21 protein-coding genes are annotated in these 22861 nt (G+C 70.2%); 9 read left to right on the top strand and 12 right to left on the bottom strand.

Annotation, left to right across the window (positions count from 1 at the left end):
- Positions 1-33: 33 nt before the first annotated feature.
- From FJK98_RS12250 to FJK98_RS12235, 4 genes are all read right to left on the bottom strand, one after another.
- The gene (locus FJK98_RS12250) at positions 34-1272 is read right to left on the bottom strand and encodes a glycosyltransferase (RefSeq protein WP_168222439.1); all 1239 of its coding nucleotides are present in this window, start codon (positions 1270-1272) and stop codon (positions 34-36) included.
- A gap of 23 nt (positions 1273-1295) precedes the next feature.
- Positions 1296-1868 (bottom strand): GTP cyclohydrolase I, encoded by a 573-nt coding sequence (gene folE / locus FJK98_RS12245; protein WP_145919135.1) that lies wholly within the window; start codon positions 1866-1868, stop codon positions 1296-1298.
- On the bottom strand, positions 1865-2473 hold the full coding sequence (locus FJK98_RS12240) for a 7-carboxy-7-deazaguanine synthase QueE (RefSeq protein ID WP_370517079.1): 609 nt from the start codon (positions 2471-2473) through the stop codon (positions 1865-1867). Before FJK98_RS12240 ends, folE begins: the two co-directional genes overlap by 4 nt.
- A 154-nt stretch (positions 2474-2627) precedes the next feature.
- Positions 2628-2990 carry a 6-carboxytetrahydropterin synthase gene (locus tag FJK98_RS12235; RefSeq protein ID WP_145919134.1) on the bottom strand — a complete coding sequence of 121 codons (363 nt, stop codon included), beginning with the start codon at positions 2988-2990 and terminating at the stop codon, positions 2628-2630.
- A 264-nt stretch (positions 2991-3254) separates the two neighbouring features.
- Here FJK98_RS12235 and queC point away from each other — a divergent pair, with 264 nt between their 5' ends.
- Positions 3255-3977, top strand: a complete 723-nt coding sequence (gene queC, locus FJK98_RS12230; RefSeq protein ID WP_145919133.1) for a 7-cyano-7-deazaguanine synthase QueC — start codon at positions 3255-3257, stop codon at positions 3975-3977.
- Positions 3978-4055: 78 nt separating this feature from the next.
- Complete coding sequence (locus tag FJK98_RS12225; protein ID WP_145919132.1) at positions 4056-4805, top strand: FkbM family methyltransferase; 750 nt, start codon at positions 4056-4058, stop codon at positions 4803-4805.
- 268 nt (positions 4806-5073) lie between these two features.
- Here the strand turns inward: FJK98_RS12225 and FJK98_RS12220 are convergent, their stop codons facing one another.
- Both FJK98_RS12220 and rfbB read right to left on the bottom strand, forming a co-directional pair.
- Positions 5074-5928, bottom strand: coding sequence for a sugar nucleotide-binding protein (locus tag FJK98_RS12220; RefSeq protein WP_145919131.1), 855 nt, complete (start codon positions 5926-5928; stop codon positions 5074-5076).
- Positions 5925-6941: a dTDP-glucose 4,6-dehydratase gene (gene rfbB, locus FJK98_RS12215; protein WP_145919130.1), complete on the bottom strand. Its 1017-nt coding sequence runs from the start codon at positions 6939-6941 to the stop codon at positions 5925-5927. Before rfbB ends, FJK98_RS12220 begins: the two co-directional genes overlap by 4 nt.
- Before the next feature lie 306 nt (positions 6942-7247).
- Here rfbB and FJK98_RS12210 point away from each other — a divergent pair, with 306 nt between their 5' ends.
- The 3 genes from FJK98_RS12210 (at position 7248) to FJK98_RS33555 (ending at position 9698) form a co-directional block, all read left to right on the top strand.
- The gene (locus FJK98_RS12210) at positions 7248-8396 is read left to right on the top strand and encodes a glycosyltransferase family 4 protein (protein ID WP_205789422.1); all 1149 of its coding nucleotides are present in this window, start codon (positions 7248-7250) and stop codon (positions 8394-8396) included.
- A 248-nt stretch (positions 8397-8644) separates the two neighbouring features.
- Positions 8645-9172 carry a DUF6244 family protein gene (locus FJK98_RS12205; RefSeq protein ID WP_145922707.1) on the top strand — a complete coding sequence of 176 codons (528 nt, stop codon included), beginning with the start codon at positions 8645-8647 and terminating at the stop codon, positions 9170-9172.
- A 193-nt stretch (positions 9173-9365) separates the two neighbouring features.
- The gene (locus FJK98_RS33555) at positions 9366-9698 is read left to right on the top strand and encodes a hypothetical protein (protein ID WP_205789574.1); all 333 of its coding nucleotides are present in this window, start codon (positions 9366-9368) and stop codon (positions 9696-9698) included.
- 130 nt (positions 9699-9828) lie between these two features.
- Here the strand turns inward: FJK98_RS33555 and FJK98_RS12195 are convergent, their stop codons facing one another.
- Positions 9829-13485, bottom strand: a complete 3657-nt coding sequence (locus FJK98_RS12195; protein ID WP_145919128.1) for a PD40 domain-containing protein — start codon at positions 13483-13485, stop codon at positions 9829-9831.
- 52 nt (positions 13486-13537) lie between these two features.
- Entirely contained in the window at positions 13538-13972 is a 435-nt protein-coding gene (locus tag FJK98_RS33175; RefSeq protein WP_168222438.1) for a hypothetical protein, read from the bottom strand.
- 79 nt (positions 13973-14051) lie between these two features.
- Between FJK98_RS33175 and FJK98_RS12190 the strand changes: the two genes are divergently transcribed.
- On the top strand, positions 14052-15323 hold the full coding sequence (locus tag FJK98_RS12190; RefSeq protein ID WP_168222437.1) for a DUF4153 domain-containing protein: 1272 nt from the start codon (positions 14052-14054) through the stop codon (positions 15321-15323).
- Positions 15324-15409: 86 nt separating this feature from the next.
- Here FJK98_RS12190 and FJK98_RS12185 read toward each other — a convergent pair whose 3' ends face one another.
- Positions 15410-16039, bottom strand: coding sequence for a TetR/AcrR family transcriptional regulator (locus FJK98_RS12185; RefSeq protein ID WP_145919126.1), 630 nt, complete (start codon positions 16037-16039; stop codon positions 15410-15412).
- A 170-nt stretch (positions 16040-16209) separates the two neighbouring features.
- Between FJK98_RS12185 and FJK98_RS12180 the strand changes: the two genes are divergently transcribed.
- Together FJK98_RS12180 and FJK98_RS12175 are read left to right on the top strand one after the other, a co-directional pair.
- Entirely contained in the window at positions 16210-18363 is a 2154-nt protein-coding gene (locus FJK98_RS12180; RefSeq protein WP_240762775.1) for a 2Fe-2S iron-sulfur cluster-binding protein, read from the top strand.
- Between the two features lie 295 nt (positions 18364-18658).
- Positions 18659-19363 carry a hypothetical protein gene (locus FJK98_RS12175; RefSeq protein WP_145919125.1) on the top strand — a complete coding sequence of 235 codons (705 nt, stop codon included), beginning with the start codon at positions 18659-18661 and terminating at the stop codon, positions 19361-19363.
- Positions 19364-19587: 224 nt separating this feature from the next.
- Here the strand turns inward: FJK98_RS12175 and FJK98_RS12170 are convergent, their stop codons facing one another.
- The 3 genes from FJK98_RS12170 to FJK98_RS12160 form a co-directional block, all read right to left on the bottom strand.
- A complete protein-coding gene (locus FJK98_RS12170) occupies positions 19588-20250 on the bottom strand; it encodes a hypothetical protein (protein WP_145919124.1) in 663 nt (220 codons plus the stop codon).
- 108 nt (positions 20251-20358) lie between these two features.
- Positions 20359-20640, bottom strand: coding sequence for a helix-turn-helix domain-containing protein (locus FJK98_RS12165; protein WP_145919123.1), 282 nt, complete (start codon positions 20638-20640; stop codon positions 20359-20361).
- Complete coding sequence (locus FJK98_RS12160; protein WP_145919122.1) at positions 20637-21041, bottom strand: VOC family protein; 405 nt, start codon at positions 21039-21041, stop codon at positions 20637-20639. The genes FJK98_RS12165 and FJK98_RS12160 overlap by 4 nt, the downstream gene beginning before the upstream one ends.
- 921 nt (positions 21042-21962) lie before the next feature.
- Between FJK98_RS12160 and FJK98_RS12155 the strand changes: the two genes are divergently transcribed.
- A complete protein-coding gene (locus FJK98_RS12155; RefSeq protein ID WP_145919121.1) occupies positions 21963-22769 on the top strand; it encodes a hypothetical protein in 807 nt (268 codons plus the stop codon).
- Positions 22770-22861: the final 92 nt, after the last annotated feature.

The raw sequence follows: 22861 nt of genomic DNA, 5'->3' as shown, positions 1-22861 counted from the left end.
GGCCGTTGTGGCCCGGCGGCCCTCGCCGCAGCGTCATCCGGGCGTGTGGGTCCGGACCGTGTGGCCGATGCGGTGTGCTTCGGCGTGGATTTCGCGGTGCCAGCGTTCGCACGGACCACTCAACCGTGATGTGACGATCACCAGGTCCACGGCCTTGTCCGGCAGCAGTGTGTGGAGTCCGACGGCATGGCCGACGCGGCGACCCCGGCCGGCCAGGGCGTCGACCACCTGTGGGTCGAAGTCGAAGAGGGCGGCGTCGGCGAGCCGGTCCGGTATCTCCGGGCCGCAACCCAGTACCGCGACGCGTGTGGCGTCCCCCAGCATGGCGGCCTCGTGGTCGAGTTCATCGACGACCGATCGTCTCCGGGCTTCGACGGTCGCCGCGTTCAGGGCCCGGTACTCGTCCTCGACGTTCCATTGGTGGTTGATCTGGAAGCCGGGCTGTTCCCGGCTGAACCAGCTGAACAGGAGTTCAACCACTGGTTCAGGGTGACGCTGTAGGAACGTCATCAGGTTCGTCAGGTTGCTGGCCTGATCGAGGTCGGCGGATCTCGGGTGTGGCACGTCGACCGCCCACGCGTCCTGGTTGATCTGGAACCGTAGGCCGTGCCGGAAGAGCCGGAACCCCAGTTCCAGATCCTCGCCACCCCAGCTGCGGAAGCTCTCGTCGAATCCGCCGACGGCCCGGAACGCGTCTGCCGGCACCGAGCAGTTCAGCGACCAGAACCACTGCCAGGGCACGGTGGTGCGGTCCAGGTCGAACGCGAAGCGTTCGAACGCTCGATGCCGGATGTCGTGGAACGTCGCCGCGTCGCCGTAGCGTCGGACCACTTCCGCCACCGGTGTGGTCCGCAGGGCGGTGGCGAGGCCGGGCGTCGGGTCGCCCGGCCGGTAGCCGAAGGTGTATCCGATGACTGCGGTGGGCCCCGTGGCGTGGGCTTCAAGGTGGGAGGACAGGAAGTCCGGGCCGGGCAGGATGCCGCTGTCCGCGAAGACGAGCACCGGTGCCGACGCCAGCCGGGCACCTCGGTTGCGTGCCGCCGCGGCCCGGAATCCCCGGTCCGGCTGGAAGTGGTACCGCAGGTGAAGCCTGTGGGCGAAGGTGTGTACGACGTCGCGGGTGTCGTCGGAGGAACCGTCATCGGCGACGATGACCTCAACGGTGCCCGCCGGCATCCGTTGGGCGGTCAACGCTTCCAAAGTTCCCCGGAGCAGGTCCGCCCGGTTGTACGTCGGGATGACGACTGAGATCCATGGTCCGGCGATGTTCACCTGTGCTCCGTTCCGGGCGGGGTTCAGCGCCGCGGGAAGACGGAGGCCACCAGTTCCTGCCGGGCCGGGCCGTGTTCCTGGAAGATGCCTCGGAACACCGAGGATGTCATCTGGGCGGTGGTGCGCACCCCCCGCATGCTCATGCACAGGTGCTCGCCGTGACCGATCACGGCGATGTCGACGGAACCGGTGATCGCGGTGATTTCGGTGGCGATGTCCTGCACGAGGCGTTCCTGCACCTGTAGTCGGTGGGCGTGGCGGTGCGCGATGCGCGCGAACTTCGACAGGCCCAGCACGTCGCCGTCGGGCCGGTAGGCGATGGTCAGCGAGCACGAGAACGGCAGCAGGTGGTGTTCACACAGCGACCACACCTTGATGTCCGAGACCATGATGATTTGTCCGTCGGTCCGCAACGGGAAGCGGGTGTCCACGTCGCCGGCCTGGTAGCTGCTGAACTCCCGCCACCAGCGAGCGAAGCGCGCCGGTGTCTCCTTGAGGCCGTCGCGGTCCGGGTCCTCTCCGATCTCGATCAGCAACTGCCGGGCAATGTGCTCCAGCGGGTCCTGGGCGCCGGATTCCCTCTCCGTGGTTGTCATTTCCCTCTCCGTTCGCCCCATACGGCGATGTGCAGCCGAGTCGTCAGATTCCAGCCTCGGGCGACCACTTCGTCGCCGAGTTCTTGCAGCCCCCGCGCAACGTCGTCCGCCGTCCGTCCCTCCGGCATGATCCACACGGGTCGGGTTCCGTAGGCTGCCACCACGGTCGCCACCTCGTCGAGGTCACTGACCGAGCGGCAGACAAACTTGAAGGCGGTTCCGGGAACGGCGGCCAGCGCGGCCAGCGCCTCCGGCCGCAGCCGGCGCGATTCCCGGTCGCCTGCGTGGGCCAGTTTGGGGGAGACGTTGAACCGGACACCGAGGTCGACCAGCGCGGCGGCCGGGGTCACGGTGCCGTTCGTCTCGATCTCCAGGCGGTGGCCGTCCGCCGTCAACGCCGCGATCAACGGTCGCAGGCGGGCCTGTTGATTGAGCGGTTCGCCGCCTGAGATGACCACCAGCGGCACATCCATCGCCGCCAACCGGTCGTACACGGTGCGCCACGGCATCCGGTGCAGTTCGACCCGCGGATCGTAGGCCGTTCCCGTGTCGGCGGCACCGGTCCAGTCCCAGGTGTACGGCGTGTCGCACCAGTGACACGACAGGTTGCAGCCGCCCAGTCGGAGGAAGGCGCACCGTCGGCCTGACGACGGGCCCTCGCCTTGAACGGCGCTCAGGTGGGGCCGAAAATCTCGTTCACGACGAGTATCGGCTCCACCACGGCATCACCTGCCTCCCGGTTCTCGTCCACACGGGCTTTCACGGGCGGTACTCCGCCCAGGTTTTGGGCGTCTCGGACACCCGAACCGAGGACAACTCCGGATAGCGCTCGTGCCACTTGTCGTAAATCCAGCGGGACAGATTCTCGGCCGACGGGTTCCGGTCCACCACGTCGTTCAGGTGACGGTGGTCGACCTCCTGATCCAGCCATCGGGAGAAGGGGGCCAGGTCGCCGTAGTCACGGACGAAGCCGACGTCGCTCAAGGCGTCCCGGTCGGCGGTCAGCTCCAATTCCACGATGTAATTGTGTCCGTGCATGCGACTGCACGGGTGCTCTGCCGCCAGGCCGGCGAGCGAGTGACTCGCCGAGAAGTGGAACTCTTTGCTGATGCGGAATGTCATGTCGAACCTCCTGCGCCAACAATGGCCGACCCCGGCGTCCCGTTGCATCACGGCGTTGACCGAGAGGTTCAGGTCGGCCGACCGTAGAACGCGACGGGGCGCTGGCGGCTCGGCCGCTTCGGTGGCTCGGCTCGGAAACTTCGGTCGTCCGCCGTGATGCGTGCCGACCCGGCCCGGACGACAGTGATGCAGCACAGCACCGTTCGGGCCCCGCACTTTCGGGCCGACTGCACCTGTTCGTGTCGACGCACCTGGAGGTATCCGATGACCCACGACGAGAATCGATCGGGCTCTTCCTCCGCCCTCATAGTCCTTTCCGGAGGAATGGACTCCACCACTCTCATGGCGTACTACTCAGCACTGCGATTCAGCCTGATCGCTGTCACCGTGGATTACGGTCAACGGCATCGCCGCGAGATCGACTCGGCTCGGGCGATCGCCGATCACTACGGTGCAGTGCACCAAGTGGTCGACCTCAGCGGTCTGGGCGGGCTGCTCCCTGGATCGGCGCTGACCGATGACACCGTGACCGTTCCGGACGGTCATTACGCGGAGGCGTCCATGCGCGCCACGGTCGTGCCGAACCGCAACGCGATCCTGGCCAACGTCGCGGTCGCCGTCGGCGTCGCCCACCGCGTCGGCGTGGTGGCGCTCGGCATGCACTCCGGCGACCACTTCGTGTACCCGGACTGCCGTCCCGCCTTCGTCACGGCCCTTCGCGAACTGGTGACCGTCGCCAACGAGGGATTCCCCACTCCGCGGGTAGAGGTGCCGTTCATGACCTGGACCAAGGCGGAGATCGCGGCACACGGCACCCGGCTGGGTGCCCCACTGTCGTTGAGCTGGTCCTGTTACAAGGGCGGCGACCAGCACTGCGGGACGTGCGGAACGTGCTACGAGCGCCGGGAAGCGTTCCGTGAGGCTGGCGTGCCGGATCCGACCCACTATCTCGACGATGTCACGCAGTTCGCCCACCCGGGACGGTGACCACACACGTCACGCCGGTGCTGCACCTGTTCATCGAGGCGTCCCCCTGTCGTCGGGCCGGACGCGTGACCTGGAGGTATGGTGACCGAGCTTCGCCCATTCACTCTCGATGACCGCCTGACCGTATGGGCGCCGTACGAAGCCGAAGCCCGCTGGCAGTACGACGAGATCTTCTCCCATCGATGCTACGACGGCGTCCAGATCGAGCCCGACGGGATCGTCATCGACGTCGGCGCCAACATCGGGCTTTTCACCCTCTTCCTGAAGCGCAAGTTCCCTGACGCGCGGGTACGCGCATTCGAGCCGATGCCGCAACTGGTGCAGGCGTTGCGCCGGAACATCGAGGAACAGCAGCTCGGGGCGGTGTCAGTGCACCAGAGGGCACTCGGCACCCAACAGGAACGAGCCGTGTTCGAGTACTACCCGTTGGCGCCGGGCAACTCCACCCGCTATCCGGCTGACAAGGAGCTGCAGATCGCAGTCCTCTCCCACGAAGCTCCCGAGGAGTTCATTCGGAGCCACTACCGCGCTGAGCCGGTGTCCGTGCAGGTCGACCGCCTATCCGACTACCTCTCCCCCGACGAACACGTCGGCCTGGTGAAGATCGATGTCGAAGGTGCCGAACTCGACGTCCTCCACGGGATCGATCGTCACCATTGGGCACTCATCGACCAGTTCCTCCTGGAGGTCCAGGACCTCGATGGTCGACTGGCCGCCGTCACCGCCCTGCTCGAGGCGCACGACTTCACCGTGGCCGTCGAGCCGTCACCCCTGATCCCACCCGAGATCCGCACATTCCTGGTCGCTGCGGTACGCCATGCTCCCTGAGCCGTCGCGACCGGCTTTCCGAGGTGAGTACGGGAACCGGTGCCGGTAGCGGCTCGGGCCGGCGCCGTCGCCGGCGCTGTTCGAGCTGCCGCGCGGCCCGGCGGTCACCACCGCGCAGCACGCCGAGCGCCGGCGGCCCTGCCGATGACCACGATCGACGGGACCACGATGACGGTCGCCGGCACACTGGCGGTCCGGCCCGGTACGGCGAACCTGGGTGCTGCGGGGAATACCGGCGACGCGAGCCCGGCCTGCGGCTTTCGCGCGATCATGCACGGCGTGCCCGGGGTACAGCAGGCCGTGTGTCGAGGGGTTCGGCGAGGAACTCATGGGCGCCTCGCAGCCGGGTACCGAGGAGCGTCTGCGCCCGCTGGATGGTCAATCGGATCTCGGCCGGTCGCTGGGGATTAGCGCTGCGGATCGGCCTGATTGTCGCCGGGTCGAGGCCGTCGCGCGCCGCCACCAGCAGGCCGAGCTCATACCGGCTCACGGCATCTGCGCCCGCTACGTTCAAAATTCCGCGGTAGCTGCTGGCGGCCAGTTCGACCAGTGCTTCGGCCAGGTCGGTGACGTGCACCGCGTTGCGGACTTCGTCGGTGAACAGTCCGCCATGGATGCGACCAGCGGCCAGATCGTGAGTCAACCGCTCATGGTCGCCACGTCCGTCGCCCAGAATGAGCGAGGTCCGGACGACGACGGCGTTGCGGTGCACCGCTCGGACAGCGGTCTCGGCGGCTGCTTTCGCAGCACCGTACGGGTATATCGGATCGGGTGTGGCGTCCTCGGTGTAGTGGGTCGCCCGCCCGGAGAATATCGAATCGCTGGACACGTGCACGAGTCGAACACCAGCGGTGGCGACGGCGACGTTGGCTGCTCCGTCGGCGGTGGCTACCCAGTCGTTTCGGTCGCGGGCAGCCGCGGCGTGGATGACCACGTCCGGCCGGATCCGGCGCAGAAGTTCTCGTATGGCTGCCGGATCGCAGATGTCCAGCTGCTGGTCCGCGGTCTCAGTCGGTGTCGCGACATAGGTGCCGACCACGTCCCAGCCCGCCGCGACGGCTCGGCGAAACAGGTGTCGGCCGAGCGTTCCGCTGCCGCCGGTGATCAGCAAACGGCCGTTCACGGGACCGGTGACACCACGTCGGGGGTGGTGTCCTGTGCCGCCTGGGCGGAGCCTGTCGGTGAAGCCACCCAGCGGTCGGGGTGCCTGCGGTACCACTGCACGGTCTCGGCCAAGCCCTCGGTGAGCGACCGGATCGGCCGGTAGCCGAGGTCCCGGGCGGCCTTGGTCCAGTCCACCGAGTATCGGATGTCGTTGGACCTGCGGTCGGAAACGTAGTCGACCGAACTCCAGTCTGCGCCGCAGGCGCGCAGGACGGTCCGGGCCAACTCGTTGTTGGTGAGCCCCGTGCCGCCGCCGATGTTGTAGATCTCGCCCGGGATCCCCTTGTGGAGCACCAGTTCGATGCCACGGCAGTTGTCCTCGACGTGTAGCCAGTTCCGGATGTGCTCACCATGGCCGTGGATGCCGACGCGGCCCCCGGCGAGCAGGCTCGTCACGAAGGCAGGGACGATCTTTTCATGGTGCTGACCCGGGCCGTAGTTGTTCGTGGACCGGGTGATGCACACCGGTACGCCGTAGGTGTGGAAGTACGAGTTCGCGACCATGTCACTGGCCGCCTTGGTCGCGGCGTAGGGATTCGTCGGCCGGAGCGGGTCGTTCTCGCAGGCGGTCCCGGTCGGCAAGGGTCCGTACACCTCGTCGGTCGACACGTGCACGAACTTCCGTACGCCCAGTTGCGCTGCGGCATCGAGCAGCATACGGGTGCCCTGCACATTGGTGGCGACGAACTTCTCCGTCGTTTCGAATGACCTGTCGACATGTGACTCGGCGGCGAGGTGGACGACAGCGTCGTGGGTTGCGACCAGGTCAGCGACCACAGTGCCGTCGAGGATGTCCCCCTCGACGAACGATAGCCGCGGATGATTCAGTACACCGTCCAGGTTGTACAACGTGCCGGCGTAGGTAAGCGCATCCAACACGGTCACGCGGGAGATGTTCTCGTCGCGTAGTAGGCGCCGAACGAAATGCGAGCCGATGAACCCCGCGCCACCGGTGACCAGAACTCTGTCCACAGCCGCACACCATCCTCGAAACAGCGATTTTCCCCGTCCAGTCCCGACCATCATGGTCGCCGGCCGCGGCCACTCACATCTCGGCCGCCCCCGAAGTGTTGCCCCAACTCCGACCGAGACTCGGCCCGCCGGTACGGCGCGACTTCCGTGCCGCTGTCAGCGCCGTCCTATCGGAGGTGCGTCGCCGACCTCTCGGTCAGAGCCCGTGATGCGCCGCCCGGCGACCGGCGACGACGATGACGTCACAAGGCCGGCCCCTTAGTTCCTTCTACTTATGGAGAACCCGTGAATGTAGCCTTGGTCCTGTTGACGCACAATCCGGACGAGCCCGCCGGCGTGGAGCGCGGGATTGCGTCACTCGCCGACGGCCTGCGCGAACTCGGCCACCGCGCGATCATCATCGCCGCCGGTCCGCCGACCGCCGCGGACGGGCCGGACACAGTGCGCCTGAAGACGTTGACCCTGTCGCCCCCGGTCGTGTTCGACGACGTGAACGTCATGCCGGACGACCCGGATCCGCTCCGGCAGGAGGTCCTGAGCCTCATGGTCGAACACGACATCGATGTCGCCTGCTGGACCGATGCCGGCGTGGGCCTCGGATATCTCGGTGCGGCGCCGGCCGGAGTCCGTACGGCGCTGATGGTCTACTTCCTCCGCGTCGACGAACCGATGGCGAAGAGTCTGGCGCTCAAGCCCGACGCCGTGATCTCCATCAGCGATTTTCTGATCGACGAGGCCGCACGGGCCGGTCTCGACTCCGCCGGCTGGCACTCCCTGCCCAACGCGCTGTTGTGCCCGGGCAACCCTCCCGACCACGCCGTGCGTGAGCAGCTGCGGCAGACGGGGCCGGTTCGGATCCTCGCTCGAGCCGACCCGTCCAAGGGAGTGGCGGACCTGTTGCGGGCATATCCGGAGGGTTTCGGTCGGCAGGTGGAGATCGTGCTCGGCGAGGCGGCTTTCGAGTTGTGGCCCGGCATGCAGCGCGACATGATCGCGGAGTGCCGGCAACTGGCCGCGACACTGCCGGGTGTCGAGATCCTGCCTGCCATTTCCTGGACCGACGCGCAGCCGTTTCTCGGGGGCGCATCGGTGGTGCTCGTGCCGTCCACCAGTCCCGAGACGTTCTGCAACGTCGCGGCCGAGGCGCTGTCGATGGGTACGCCGGTCGTCGGTTACGGCTTCGGTCATCTTCCCGTGCTGGTCGGCGAGGCCGGACGGATCGTGAGTGTGAATGTGGTCGGCGGCTTCGGACATCTTCCCGCGCTGACCGGCGCGGCTCTTGAGATGATCGACTTGGACAGCGGGCCCGCCCGGCTCTGGCGTGCGACGGCGGATCTGCTGGCGGACCGGGATACCTACCATCGGGCGTCGCGGCAGGCACCCCGGCAGGTGGCTACCCAGACGCCGACGGCCGTCGCAGAGGAGTTCCTGCGGATCACCATGGGCACTGCGTGAGCTGACCGCTCGTCGGGCGAGCCCGTCGCCTGGATGGGTTCAACGAGGCATGCGGGGATCCCAGCCATGACGCCCGAGGAAGAGGCGGACTCGGCCGAAGCGAGGAGGCAGCCGATCTGCGCAGGCAGCTTGACGAGGCGACCGACAGCTGACCGTGTACGGGTCTGCTGCTGTCTCTGGTGAGCCCGCAGTGCTTTCGGTAGCGTCAGGTGCACCGTTGGCCGTCATCGATTGGGGACGTCACCCACGTGTCACACATTGAGAAGATCACCGGTGAGCTCAAGGCCCTCATGGCGGGCGTCGAGCGGGCGCAGGGGTTGACGGCCGCTGCCGACCGGCAGGCGCAGGAGGTGGCGTTGCGGGCCGCGAGCGCCGGCTTCCTCGCGGTCGCGGCGGGCGTGGCCCGGGTGCGTAGTGCTCTCTCGGATGTACAGGGCGGTCTGGGGAGGCTCGGGGGGTCGATCGGTGAGGCGACGAAGGCCGTCGCCGCCGTACCCCAGCAGGCCACCCCGCAGGAGACGATCGCCGCACTGACGCCCGTGCAGAGCGCCGTCGGCGGCGCCCGCGACGCGGCCGGCGGTGCCATCACCCGGATCGGTGAGACGCAACAGCTCGTCACCACGATCCTCCAGGGCGGCCAACCCGGACCCCTGCTACAGGCACTGGACGGCATCAAGCAGGTCCTGATGCAGGTCGTCGCCCGCACCAGCGGCGCACGACAGGCCATCGAGGCGGCGATCGCCGAAGCACAGAGGGTGGGATCAGCGGGAAACTGACCGGGGCTGGAGGTCAGCCGACGACCAGCCCTACCTGTCTCCGTGACCCGCCGTCCACACCTCGTGCCGTCGGCGACATCACGTCGGGTGGCCGCAGCAGCGGTGATCCCTGGTCCCGCCCGTACACGGAGGCTCTCCCACCGGCCCGAGGACCAGGACTCCTGCTCGGTCGGACGACACGGGGCGGCGTCCGTTGGAGCTTGGGAACGAATGCGCCGATCTGGTCGCCGGAGAGAGCTACCGGGTCCACCGGAACACCACGCCACAGGAGATCGCCGGCGCACGACGACACACAGGCGATACGGGCGATCCGAACAAGGAGGTCGGTCACGCGGACGTCCGCGTGCAGGGCGAGCAGGTCGCGGATCTGGGCGACGCGTTGCTTGCCGTGCCGGTCGATGGTGTCGGGCAGTTCCTGCGACAGCGGTGCCTCCTCGATCATGGTGAGACTCCCGAATGGCAGGGTGAGCGCGGATCGCGTCCTCGACCGGTGCTGGGACGACCTGCTCCCCGGACGCCGTCATGATGAGTTCCTTTTCCGGCCGGTGATGTACACGTGGTCGGGCCACCGCCCCGGGCAGGCGATGGCCCGGTACCCCGACGCCGTCATGGCACCGCACCAGCGCCGCTCACCAACAGCGCAGGCGCCGAGTCAGTCAGCCACCGGCGGAAGGCCAGAGGCCGGGGTAGGTCGATGCGGGCGCGGTGGGGTCGGCTCCCTGGCCGGAGGGTAGCTCGGGGCAGAGACGCCGGTAGGGCTCCGACCCGACGTGGTAGGCCCATTCGCCGTCGGTCAGGTTCCGTCCCGCCCGGCGGCAGAGCTCGGCGGGCCAGGTGTCCGGGGTGGGGGTGAGGCGGGCGGTGTGGTCCCAGGAGGCGGTGGCCAGCGTCCTGCCGTCCGGGCTGAAGGCCACCGCCGTGACCCAGCCGACGTGACCGGCGAGACCGACGATCGTCCGGCCTCGGTCGCGGTCCCACAGGCGGGTGGTGCCGTCCCGGCTGCTGGTGGCGATGGTCTGTCCGTCCGGGCTGAACGCGACCGCGTTCACCTCTGCGGTGTGTCCGGTCAGGACGGACGCCACGCGACCGGCGGCAACGTCCCACAGCAGGGCCGTGCCGTCGGCGGGGGCGATGGCGAGGGTCCGGCCGTCCGGGCTGAACGCCACCGCGTTCAGGTGGCCGGCCCCGGGCGCCAGGGTGACGATGGTGCTGCCGGCGTCAGAGTCCCAGAGCCGGACCGTGCCGTCGGTCGAGGCGGTCGAGGCGGTGCTGCCGTCGGGGCTGAAGTCCACGGCGTCCACCCAGCCGGTGTGGCCGGTCAGCACGGCTGACGCACGTCGGGTGGTCAGGTCCCACAACCGGGCCGTTCCGTCGGTGGACGCGCTGGCCAGGAGCTGGCCGTCGGGGCTGAACGCGACGGAGGCGACGCCGTCGGTGTGCCCGGTGAGGGTGGCCTTCTGGTGGCGGGTGCTGGTGTCCCAGAGTCGGATCCGGCCATCCTTGTGCCCGGTGGCAAGGGTCGTACCGTCCGGGCTGAACGCCACGGTGAAGACGAAGCCGGCCCGGGCGTCGAGGACGGCGAGCTGACCGTGCCGGGCGGTGTCCCACAGGCGGACGGTGCCGTCCCTGCTTCCCGTGGCGACGGTCCGGCCGTCCGGGCTGAACGCCACCGCGTCGACGTAGCCGGTGTGGCCCCCGAGCGTGGCGACGGACCGGCTCGTCCTCGTGTCCCACGTGCGGGCGGTGCCGTCCCGGCTGCCGGTCACGACGGTCGTACCGTCGGGACTCGTCCCCACGGCGAGCACCTCGTCGGTGTGGCCGGTGAGGGTGGCCAGGGGCTGGTGCGTGGTGGTGTCCCAGATCCGCGCGGTGCCGTCCCAGCTTCCGGTCACCACGGTGCGGCCGTCGGCTCCGAACGCCACGGCCCGCACGACGCGGGTGTGCCCGACGAGACTGGCCCGGGACTCGTGGGTCGTGGCGTCCCAGATCCGCGCGGTGCCGTCTGCGGAACCCGTGACGAGGGTCGTGCCGTCCGGGCTCAGTGCGACCGCGAAGACCTCGCCCGTGTGGCCGGAGAGGATCGTCGTCTGACGGGTCGCCGTGTTCCACAGCCGGGCGGTGTTGTCGTCCCCGCCGGTGGCCAGGATCAGCCCGGTGCGGTCGAAGGTCACCGCGTTCACCGGGCCGTCGTGGCCGACCGGCACGGGCCGGGAAAGGCCGGTGCGGGTGTCCCAGAGCCGGACGGCACCGTCGGCGTGCCCGGTCGCGACGGTCGTACCGTCCGGATGGAAGGCCACCGCGTTGACTGCGGCGCGACCCGTCAACGTGCCGAGGGGTCGGTGGGTGGTCGCATCCCACAGTCGCACGGTGCCGTCGACTCCCCCGGTCGCCAGCAGGCGTCCGTCCCGGGTGAAGGCGATCGCCGTCACGGCACTGCCCTGGGTGAGCACGGCGGTCGGGCCGGCGGTCCACAGCCGTACGGTGCCGTCGTCGCCGCCGGTGGCGACGGTGCCGCCGTCGGGGCTGTACCCGACGGCGGTCACCGCGCCGGAGTGCCCGATCAGTGGCCGCGCGACGTGCATCGGGGCCGAGAGTGCCGCCTGCGCGCTGGCCACGGTCTGCGCCGTCACGGAGTGGCCGAGCCCGGCCAGCGCCAACAGGTTCGCCAGGTCAGGCCGGGTCGCCAGCACCGCGCGCGACTGGGCGGCCAGACTGTCGGCGACGGCGAGGTCACGTTGGGCATTCGCCGTGACGGTCTGCACCACGGCGAGGACGGCCAGCAGGCTGACCGTGACCAGGCCCGCGACCAGGCTGCCGATGGTGACCCGCAGCCGCCGCCGGCGGCGGGTGTGCTCGCGGGTCTGCCGGGCCAGGCTGGCGGCGAGGAAATCGCGTTCGGTCCCGTTGAGGGCTTCGGTGTCCCGGTCGGCCCAGCCCGCGAGCAGACTGCCCCGGTACAGGAACGCGTCGTCCTCGCCGTGCGTCGCCCAGTCGGTGGCGGCACCGGTGAGGCGGCGGTGGGCGCGTAGCGACTCGCGGTCGGCGGCGAGCCAGTCCCGAAGCGTCGGCCAGCCCCGGATGAGCGCCTCATGGGCGATCTCCACGGTGTCCTCGCCGATCGTCACCAGCCGGGCCGCCGCGAGTCGTTCCAGGACGTGCGCGGTGACGGCGTCGTCGCCGAGTTCCGCGCGGGCGACCCGCCGGCGGGTGTCTTCGGTGCCGTCGCCCAGCGCGGTCAGCCGCAGCAGGATCCGTCGGACCGCCCGGCGGTGCTCCTCGTCCAGCTCCCCGAACACCCGGTCGGCCGACTGCGCGAGCGCGCCGTCCAGGCCGCCGGCCGCCTCGTAGCTGGCCAGGAACAGTCCGGCGCCGCGCCGCCGCCGCCAGGTCTCCCACAGGGCGTGGGAGACGAACGGCAACACCGCCGGCCGGGACGCCGCCTCGGCGATGATCGTGGCGACGAGGGTCTTCTCCACCATCAGCCCGGTCCGGGCCGCCGGTTCGGTGACGGCGACCGACAGCTCCTCGGGCGTCATCGGGCCGACCAGCAACTGCGCGTCCTGCAGCGCCGCCACCAGCTCGGGCACGCGGGCGCAGTGCGCGTAGAAATCGGCCCGCAACCCGATTACCACCCGGGTGCGGCCGCCCACCTCGCCCGCCACCGCGAGCAACGCGCGGATGAAGGTCTCCCGCTCGGACTCGTCCGCACAGAGGGAGAACACCTCCTCGAACTGGTCGACGATCAGCAGAACGTCGACGCCCGCCACCGGGTTGTCCGCCAGCTCCCGCACCGGGTGGGCACCGGGGGTGATCACCACGGTCCGCAGCTCCTCGTTCGCGCACCAGGCCGGCAGCAGACCGGCCCGCAGCAGGGACGACTTACCCGAGCCCGACGGCCCGACCACCGCGACGAACCGGTGCCGGGCCAGCCGGTCCGTGAGGTCGGCGACGAGGCGGTCCCGACCGCAGAACAGGTCCGCGTCGTCGGGTCCGTAGGCGGCCAGGCCCAGGTACGGCGGCCGGTCCCCGACCTGATCGGAGGCACCGGTCGCCGGTGGCGCCGCAGCGTCCAGTTCCGCGACCGCGCTCCGCCAGCGGGCCGTCCACTCTTCGGGGTCGCCATCGCAGGCGCGGGCGTACGCCACCGCCACCGCCAGGGTCGGCAGCCGGTCACCCGCAGCGGCCTGCGCCAGCGCGGTTGCCGAGTAGTGCGCCCGCTTGGCCAACACGCGGTACGTCGGATTGCCCGCTGACTGCCGCAGCTCCCGTAAGGCGACGGCGAACCGCTGCGCCGGCCCCTCGCCCGGATCCACCGGACGCTCCGGACGCGGCATTTCCCACCCCCAACGACAGATGCGAATGCTATCAGCGGCCGTCGTCGAATCGCCTGGTCGGCGGTTGTTTAGTTCCCGCATCCGGAAACCGGACAACCTCGATCCACAGAAGCGGCCGAATCGGTTGTCCACTGTTGTTTGTCCATACCGCACTCCCGAAGCCGGACAACCCGCCGCCCACTAGACACAGATCCGCAAGCCGCGTCACCGCGTCCGAAGGGAATCTGATGTCGTTGCCCGACACGACCGACACGCCACCACCGGGCGAGCCACCCGAGCCGTCGTCCTCAGCGTCGTCCTCGACCGAGCCTTCGTCGCCCGAGTCCGGGCCGCCCGGAGCCACGCCCGCGCCACGGCCCCGAGCGGCGATCACCGCCACCGCGGGCGCCGCGATCGTGGCGGCCGTCGCGCTGTCGTGGGACCGGCCGGGCATCGGGTGGCTGTTGACCGCTCTCGCCGTCGCCACCGCGATAGTGGTCTCGGCCGGCCGAGGTTTTGTGTGGTCCGGTCGTACTGCGGTCCGGGCCGGCGAAGCCGTGGCCGTGGTGGCGCTGATCGCCGTGGGCGCGGTGCGCGCGGCGGAGTGGCTGTTCGTCCTGTGCATGCTTGCCGCTGGGGTGGTCGGCTGCGTGGCCCTGGCCGATCGCTGGTCGGCCGGCAGCCTGGTGGCCGCCCCGCTACGGGTGGTCGGTTCGGTGCCGGCCGCGCTGCGATGGCTGCTCAGGGACGCGATCAGGATCCAGGTTCAGGATCGGGGCGCGGCCCGACGGACCATCATCGCCGGGCTGGTAGCGGTGGCGTTGCTGGCCGTGTTCGGGTTCCTGCTGGCCGAGGCGGACGCGGCGTTCGCCGAGGTGTTGTCCGTGCTGATCCCGTCGGTCGACGGAAGCAGCTTGGTGCGGTGGCTGGGGTCGGCGGTGGCCGCCGTCGTGGTGACGGCGGTCGCGGCTTACGGCCTGCTGACCGGCACGACCGTGCCCGAACCGGGGTCGCGGCTGGGGCTGGTCCGGCGGGTCGAGTGGGCCCTTCCGGTCGGCGGGCTGGTCGCGCTGTTCGCGGGCTTCGTCGCGGTCCAGGCGACGGTCCTGTTCGGCGGCGGTGAACACGTGGCGAAGACCGCCGGGCTGACGTACGCCGAGTACGCCCGAGCCGGCTTCTGGCAGCTACTGGTGGTCACCGGGCTCACCGTGATCGTGGTGGGCGTGGCGGCCCAGATCGCGCCCCGGGCCACGGCGTCCGACCGGGTGCTGCTGCGCACGCTGCTGGGGCTGCTGTCGGCCCTGACCCTGGTCATCGTCGCCTCGGCCCTCTCCCGGATGGCGGCCTACGAGCAGGCGTACGGGTTCACCCGGCAACGGTTGCTGGTGACCGTCGGCGAACTGTGGCTGGGAGTGCTCTTCCTGCTCATCCTGGTGGCCGGGATCAAGCTGCGGGGACGATGGGTGCCCCGGGCCGCCCTCGCCGCGGCCGTCGGCGCGCTGATCGGCCTGGCCGTGCTCAATCCCGACGCGTTCATCGCCCAACAGAACGTGAACCGGTTCGCGAAGCACGGGATCGATGTGCACTACCTCAGCACCCTGTCCGCCGACGCCGTTCCGGCGCTGCGGAAGCTGCCGGAGCCGTACCGCTCCTGCGCGCTGGCCGCGATCACCAACGAACTGACCGGCGGCTCGGCGCCCTCGTCGGGGTCCGACCGGCGCGACGCGTGGCAGGAGTGGAACCTGGGCCGCGCCACCGCCCGGGCCCACCTCGGCGATGAGGCCCTGGGTCCGTGTTCGGCGGCGTACGGGCGGTACGACCTGCCTGACGCTGACTGAGCTCCCGGCCTGACGACGCTCTGCGTGTGTGTCCGTCCAGATGGCGAGCTGGACCGGGGCCGGCCCCGGTTGCACGCCGGTGGCAGTCATTCCGCATGTCGATCGCCGCGTAGGTACCGGGTGACCATGTTCGCCAGCTCGCGCTCGAATCGTTCGACCGGGATCGGTCGGGGGTCGGCCATCAGCTTGTGCGTGTTGATCTCCACCGTGAACACGATGAGTTCGGCTGCCGTGTCGAGGTCGGTCACGCGGACGTCCGGGTGCAGGGCGAGCAGGTCGCGGATCTGGGTGACGCGTTGCTTGCCGTGCCGGTCGATGGTGTCGAGCAGCTCCTGTGACAGCGGTGCTTCCTCGATCATGATGCGCAGTAGCTGTGGGTCCTCGCTGTGGTTGTCGATCGCGTCGCGGACCAGGGCCCGGACCGTCGCTGCCAGGGTGCCCGGGGACAGGTCGAGTTCGTCGGCCCGGGTCCAGGTGCCGCGGTCGATGTGCCGTACCAGCAGCGCGGCGAGGATCGCGTCCTTGTTCGGGAAGTACTGGTACAGCGATCCGATGGAGATCCGGGCCCGTTCGGCGATGCGGTTCGTGGTGCCGGCGGCGTAGCCGTACTCGCTGAAAATGTGAGCAGCGGCGGCCAGGATGCGTTCCCGGGTGAGCTCGGCCCGCACCTGGCGGGGCTCGCGACGAGGCTGGAGACGACGGTCGGCTGACGGCATCCGATGGTCCTTCCGGGGCGCGGAAAGCGAGTAGGCAAAGAACTGAGCTATTGCTCATAATAGTGCCCTGAGCTGCTGAAACAAGGTGTCGTCGATTCGGTGCACCGACAGCCGACGGCACCTTGCGCCGGCTACGTGGTTCACCCCGCGCCCGGCTGAGAGGAACCGTAGTGCTGCATCGACTCACGACCGTGGACGAGGTCGAGGCGCTCGTCGGCCGCCCGCCCTCCGCGGTCATGCTCAAGCAGGTCGGCGCCCTCGACGCGGGCTGCCGCACCGTCCTGGCCCACAGCCCGATCGCGGCGTTCGGCTACCGCGACACCGGCGGCACGAGCCGGACGACGTTCGTCGGCGGTGTCGCCGGGTTCGCCCACGTCCACTCCCCCACGCGGATCTCGTTCGCCCTCCCCGGGGCCGACGCCGCCCCCGGGCCGGCGTCGATGTTCTTCCTGATGCCCGGCGTCGGCGAGGTCCTGCGCGTCAACGGCACGGTCACCTCCCAGCAGGGAGCACAGACCACGGTGGCGATCAGGCAGGCGTACGTGCACTGCGCGCAGGCTGTCCTCCGTTCCGGCCTGTGGCAGCCACCCACCGCGACCGCGCCGGCCCCGCAGATCGCCGCCGACGAGCCGCTGGGGGCACCCGGTGTGGCCGAGTTCCTGGCCGCAGCGCCGTTCCTCGCCCTGTCGAGCTGGGATGCCGAGGGCGGCAGCGACACCAGTCCCCGAGGCGACCAGGGGACGGTGGTCCGGGTCCTCGACGGTCGGACGCTCGTGCTCCCGGACCGCAGGGGTAACAAGCGCGCCGACACGCTGCACAACCTGTTGCAGGACGAGCGGCTCGCCTTCGCCGCGCTCGTGCCCGGCCGAAGCGGGGTGCTGCACGTACGCGGGAGCGGCGGGATAACCGACGACCCGGCCCTGCTGCGGACCCTCGCGCTGCGCGGGCTGGCACCGCACGCGGCGCTCGTCATCGACGTCGAGCACGCCGAGGTGGCCGGCAGCGACGCGGTGGCCCGGGCCCGGCTGTGGCATCCCGGCGCACACCTCGACCGCAGGACCGCGCCGGATCTCACCATGATCGCGTTGGAGCATCTCGCCGCGGGCTCGGCGACCGCGCCGGGCGGGCCGCCTGCGGTGCTGGTCAGGGTCATCGGCGCGATCCCGGGGCTGTCGCGGTTGCTGCGGGTGGTGATGCGCCGCGCCTACCGCTCCGGGCTGCGTAAGGAGGGCTACGCCGACATCGCGGACGGGCGGCGACCCGACGGCGACCGGGCCGGGAGTCCGTTACGGGAGGTGCGCGTCGTGGAGATACGGCGGGAGACGCCGACCACCGTCACGCTCGTCCTTGAAGACGCCGCCGGGCGGCCAGGCGGTTTCGCGTTCCGGCCCGGCCAGTACTTCACGCTCGTCGTCGAGGTCGACGGCCGCCCGGTCCGGCGCGCCTATTCGGCCTCGTCCGCGCCGGGGGCGACGCGGCTGGAGGTCACCGTCAAGCACGTCGAGGGAGGTCGGCTGTCCAGCCACGTGCACCGGGTGCTGCGCGTCGGGGACCGCCTGGCCCTGCGTGGCCCGTCCGGGACGTTCCACACCGAGGCCGAGCCGCCGGCCGAGATGCTGCTCGTCGCCGCCGGCAGCGGCGTGACGCCGATGATGAGCATGATCCGTACGCGGCTCGCCGACCGGGCCGGCCGTGACCGGATCGCGCTGCTCTACAGCAGCCGGGACGCCGGCGAGGTCATCTTCTCCGCCGACCTCGACCGGCTGGCCGCGGAGCACCCCGACCGGCTGTCCGTCACCCACGTCCTGACCGGCCGGGACGGCCGACTCGACGCGGGTCGCCTGGTGGACTGGTTCACCGGCCGCACGCCGGCCGCCGACGCCCACTACTACGTCTGCGGTCCCGAGGCGCTCATGGGCACCGTGCGGAATGTGCTGGCGGGCCTCGGCGTGCCGGACGCGCGGGTGCACCACGAGACGTTCACCTCGGGTGCCGGCACCACGATCGCGACGACCACGCCGCAGCCGATGACCGTGGAAGCGGCCGGGCAGACCGTCGGTACGGGGACGGTCGAGCCCGGCCAGAGTCTGCTCGACGCGGGTCTCGCCGCCGGGATCGACCTGCCGTTCTCCTGCACAGTCGGCAGCTGCGGCGAGTGCGTCGTGCGGCTTCGCCACGGCGAGGTCGTGTTGAGCGAGCCGAACTGTCTCACCCCGCAGCAGCGGGCGGCCGGCTACACCCTGACGTGTGTCGGCCAGCCCCTGTCCGCGGTGACCGTCGACGTCGCCGACCAGGGGCGTTCCACGACGAGTGGCCGAGGCTGATCTGGACACCGGTGGCAGATCGTCGGGGTTGCAGGTCGACGGCGTGGTGGTCACGCCCGGGCTGGGGACTCGACGGGCGCTTCGTGGTCGCCGGCGGAGTCGCACTGACCATGATCGGCGTCCTGCCCTTCGTCTTCGCCGACCTCCACGGAGGAGAGCTGCTGCCGGCCGGCCATCTCCCGCAGCACAACCGCGCTCGACGCGAACCAGCTCGGCCCCGCCGCTGAATGACAACCCCGCTCACCAGGGCCCGTCCCACCGCGAATGCCCTGAGCCCTCGTAAGGAGAAACGCTCATGCCTAAAGCACCGGCCCTCGTCGGCAAACTCGCCGAGACCTTTATGGGGCGTCGAGCGCGCGTGCTGCGTGCTGCGCAGATCGCGCCTCACTTCCTGGAAGTCGAGTTTCACGCCGAGCCGCCGGCGGGCGGGTGGCAGCCCGGCCACGAGGTGCAGGTTCGCGCCACTCCGACAGAGGGACGCCGCTACAACGTCCGCACTGTCGAAGCAGCCGACCGCATCACCATTCTCGCCGTCCTGCACGGCGACGGACCGGGTGCGCGCTGGCTGCAGAACCTGCGCCCAGGGACGGAAACCACGCTGTTGGCCGGTCGCTACGTCCCGTTGAGGATGACTGGCACTCGGCGGCTGCTCATCGGCGACGGCTCCGCGCTCGGAACCGTCGATGCCGTCGCCAGCGCCGACCCTCACGCGCCGACCGTTCTGGTCGAGGCTCCGTCCGACGCGGTCGACCAGCTCCGTGAGCGATGGCCGCGTTACCGATTCCTCGCCGCGCTCGCAGACAATCCTGGGGCCACGATCCGCTCGTGGCTCGACGAGTCGATTCGCCGCGAGGAACTCACTGGTATCGACGGCGCGCTCCTGCTCGGGCATGCCCAGTCCATCCAATGCCAACGAGAAGCACTCGTCGGCGCAGGCCTCCTCGACCGACGCGCGATCACCACGCGGCCCTACTGGGCAACGGGAAAGGTCGGACTGTAGCCGGAAACGAGCAAGCGCGAGCTGGATCGCTGGCCGGCCACTCGGTTGATGCCGAGCCGGTCCCGCAGCACCCGCAAGCCGCCTTGGTAGCCGCGGCGGGGATCTCGGCGTGCGGGTCAGCGGCCTGGTGGACGCCGTCGGTAAGACGTTGCCGCAGGCAGGAGCGGAACGGGCGAGGCCGCCCGGCAATTCAACGGAGAGGGCTCCAGCAGCACGGGCCTGGCCTACTCGCCTACCGACAGGCCCTGATCACAGCGGACGACGGCGGGTTCGACGTCTGGATGCTGCTGGAGTGCACCCGAGGACCGGCGGCCTGCCGTGAGAGCCGCGTGAGTCCGCACAGGCCGCCTCGTCCTGGCCGCCCTCGCCGTCCTGACGATCTGCGCCGCCGACGCCACCGACGACGACCCGGCCGACACCAGACTGATCACACTCACGGTCAATGGGGTCCGCCGCCAGTGGTACTCGTCCTTTCCGTCGCGTCGCCGGAATTCTCGGCGCCGATGACGGAGGCGAGAAAGACGCCCCACCGCGAGCAGTACGACGACGAGCGCGACGAGGGCGACCGTGAGAGCGGTCCCTCCCACGTCGATCCGCGCCGACGGGCCGGCCCGGCCCGCGCTGAAGGGACCGCGCGCACCGGCTCCCCAGCAGATGACCGCGAAGAACAGCAGTTCGTTGCTCCACAACAGTAACGAGTGGCCGTGTTCGACCCACGCCGACATCGCGACGGCCTCGGCAGGCGGGTCAGGAAGAAGCGACAACAGCAGGAGGGCTACGGCGGTGAGGAGTGCCCCCACGATCATCAGCCAGTGGTGCACCCGTAAGTCGACCGCTTGGCGCGGCGTCATGTCTCGTACCAGCGGACCGCCTGCGGTAGCAGTCATCTCTCTACCGTGCCCTGCATACTCCGCCTCCCGTGAACGATCGGGTTGAGCAGTGCCGACGTCGCGCGTCCTGGAACTCTGGCGATGATCCGAGCGGCGGCCGCCCTACTAGGTGTCGCACTTGCCCCAGTTGCCGAGTGCGACGATCGCCTCGCGCAGGGCGAAGCCGCGATCGGTCAGCGCGTAGGCCCGGGTGTTGTGTCGAAGGGGCAGGCGGATCAGCACGCCAGCCGCTTCGAGCTCGCGCAGACGTGTCGCGAGCATGTTTGTCGGCACGCCGAGGTCGCGTTGCAGATCGCCGTAGCGTTGTGGCCCGTCGAGCAGCCGTTCCACAATGAGCAGGGCCCATCGTGCTCCGACGATGTCGAGGGCCGCGGCGAGGTCGCTCACGCGGTCGGATCGGCGTCCGCCTTCATCCAGAACGGTGAGTAGTGGTAGCCGTCGGGGTCGTCGAACTGGCGCTGGTACATGAAGGGGTAGTCGTCGGTGTCACCGATCCGCCCGCCAGCAGCGCCGGCGCGGTCGACGAGCTCGTCGACCGCCTCCCGGCTGCCCAGGTCGAACGAGACCGTGACCTTCGAGGGCGTCTGAGGTCCGCCGATCAGCTCTTCGACTCCGCCGACGCTCGCGTACATCTCGCGGCTGCCGAGCATGACGTACTGCTCCGGGGCGATCGCGAAGCACGACACGTTGTGGTCGGACATCTCGGCGTTGAGGGTCCAGCCGAGGGCGGTGTAGAAGGCGGTTGCGCGCTCGACGCTCTCGACCGGGCAGGTGATGAAGAGGCTCATGCGGGCCATACTTGCAAAATGCAAGTGAACCGTCAAGCGGTGTTCGCCCCGCACTAGGGTCGGCGACTGCCTGCGTCGACATGTCGTCGGCCACCGCGTGCGGCGTCAGCGGCGGCCTGCACCACGGCCACAAGGTTCTGTCAGGTGCTTCCCGGGTCGCCTCGCTCCTCGTGGTTCCTCCTGGCTCCTCTGTCACCCGATATCCGGGGGACGTGGGGGGTGTCGAGGTGCAGGCGGTACCGGACGGTGTGGGTGCCGTCGCGCCGTAGGGACGCCTTCCGGTCGGTGCTGGGGACCGGTGGCCCGTTCGACGGCCTTGATGTCGGCCCGGGTGAGGGGTCCGGTCCGGCCCCGGCGGAGGGCGGACGCGGCGAGGGCGTGGTGGCCCCGCCCGAACCAGGGGCGGGCGTCGTCGTCTCTCGACACGGCGGCCATGTAGGCGAGTAGCTGCATCGAGGTGGCAGGCACCTTGCCGGCGTACAGGGCGTACGCGGAGAGGACGTTGCTGGCACCCACAGGAGCGGCTGCTGATCTGTCGTGCGGACAAGGTGGTGCCGAGCCGGACGGCGGAAAGGCGCTGCCCGGTTCGGTGGTCGGGGGCGATGCGTCGTTGCGGGCCGCGCAGTCCGTACGACGGACGGTGTTCCGTTCGTCCTGCACGTCGGATGGCTCGCTGGTGGTGCGCGGACCTCACGCAGCGGTGACCGCGCAGATTCCCGGCCCGCCTGCGGTGCGGTGGTGCCGCTGGCGTGTGCGGCTGCGCTGACCGGGCGACGAACGGATCACGGGGCGCGAACGGCAGGGGCGGAACTGTCTGGCGTACCTGCGTTGTGCAGCCGCGGATGCGGGGCTGGCATCATCTCCTGTCAGCGGTCCCCGGTCGCCGGTCGCGCTGGGCAACAGCTACCCGAAGGAGACGGTGTGTCCCATTGGGACGACCTGCTTGGTCACGCGTTCGGCCTGCTACTCGGCCGGCCGCTGGCGGAGTTCGACACGGCGGGCACGTACGCGGTCTTCCACTACGACGACGAGACCGCCGGCGAGGCGATCGAGGACCTCGATCCCGGAGAACTCGTGGCCGACGTCAACGGGAGGTCAGGCGACCTCGGCGGTGACGGGCTCTATCCGGACCGCTGGGTGCCCGACCTGCCCAGGTCGGCATTCATCGCCACGGACGTGCGGCCGGCCGCGCTCCAGCCGCTGATCACCACCACGACCGACAACGGCCGGGCCGTGGTGTGGGGCAGGGACATCGGCCGGGCGCTCCAGGCCGGCTCGCTGAGTCTCGACGAGCTCAGCCCCGACGGCTACCGGCGGTACCCCCATCTGCTCCTGCGGCCACGGACGGACGGCTCGCTGCTGGACGCGATGCGCGCGGCGACGTGGACGATGAGCGCTCCGGACGGCCTGTGCGACATCGGCGACAGCCTCGTGCGGCACGGGTACGTCGAGCCCGAGGTGAGTGTGGTCGACCCCCGCTGGGAATCGACCCTGGACCAGATCGGCGACGACGCGCTCCGGCGGCACCTGCGCGGGCTGTGCCTCGACGCCCACTGGGCACGGATGACCGGCGCGTACTACCTCGGCCCCGGTGAATGCTCAGGCGACGTGCAGCCGATCGCCGACCTGCCGGGCAGCAGGGTGATCGCCGGCTGGGAGTTCGGTGAGGGCCAGGGTGCCATGGCCGTCGTGCTCCTGAGCGAGCCTTCCGCCGGGTCGCCCGGATGATGCCGGTCGGTCGGGTCGACCCGGTGACGGAGGACATCGCCGGGTAGAGGTGCCCCGCACGGCGTGGGCCGGGCGCGACGTGGCGGTGGGCC

This window comes from Micromonospora sp. HM134, assembly GCF_007833915.1.
GTDB lineage: Bacteria > Actinomycetota > Actinomycetes > Mycobacteriales > Micromonosporaceae > Micromonospora > Micromonospora wenchangensis.
The sequence above is the reverse complement of the archived record's forward strand: the minus strand, read 5'-3'. Positions and strand labels throughout refer to the sequence as shown.

Coding starts and splice junctions, on each gene's coding strand:
- folE (WP_145919135.1), bottom strand. CDS start 1,868: ATGACAACCACGGAGAGGGAATCCGGCGCCCAGGACCCGCTGGAGCAC.
- FJK98_RS12235 (WP_145919134.1), bottom strand. CDS start 2,990: ATGACATTCCGCATCAGCAAAGAGTTCCACTTCTCGGCGAGTCACTCG.
- queC (WP_145919133.1), top strand. CDS start 3,255: ATGACCCACGACGAGAATCGATCGGGCTCTTCCTCCGCCCTCATAGTC.
- FJK98_RS12225 (WP_145919132.1), top strand. CDS start 4,056: ATGGTGACCGAGCTTCGCCCATTCACTCTCGATGACCGCCTGACCGTA.
- FJK98_RS12185 (WP_145919126.1), bottom strand. CDS start 16,039: ATGCCGTCAGCCGACCGTCGTCTCCAGCCTCGTCGCGAGCCCCGCCAG.
- FJK98_RS12175 (WP_145919125.1), top strand. CDS start 18,659: ATGCCTAAAGCACCGGCCCTCGTCGGCAAACTCGCCGAGACCTTTATG.
- FJK98_RS12170 (WP_145919124.1), bottom strand. CDS start 20,250: ATGACTGCTACCGCAGGCGGTCCGCTGGTACGAGACATGACGCCGCGC.
- FJK98_RS12160 (WP_145919122.1), bottom strand. CDS start 21,041: ATGAGCCTCTTCATCACCTGCCCGGTCGAGAGCGTCGAGCGCGCAACC.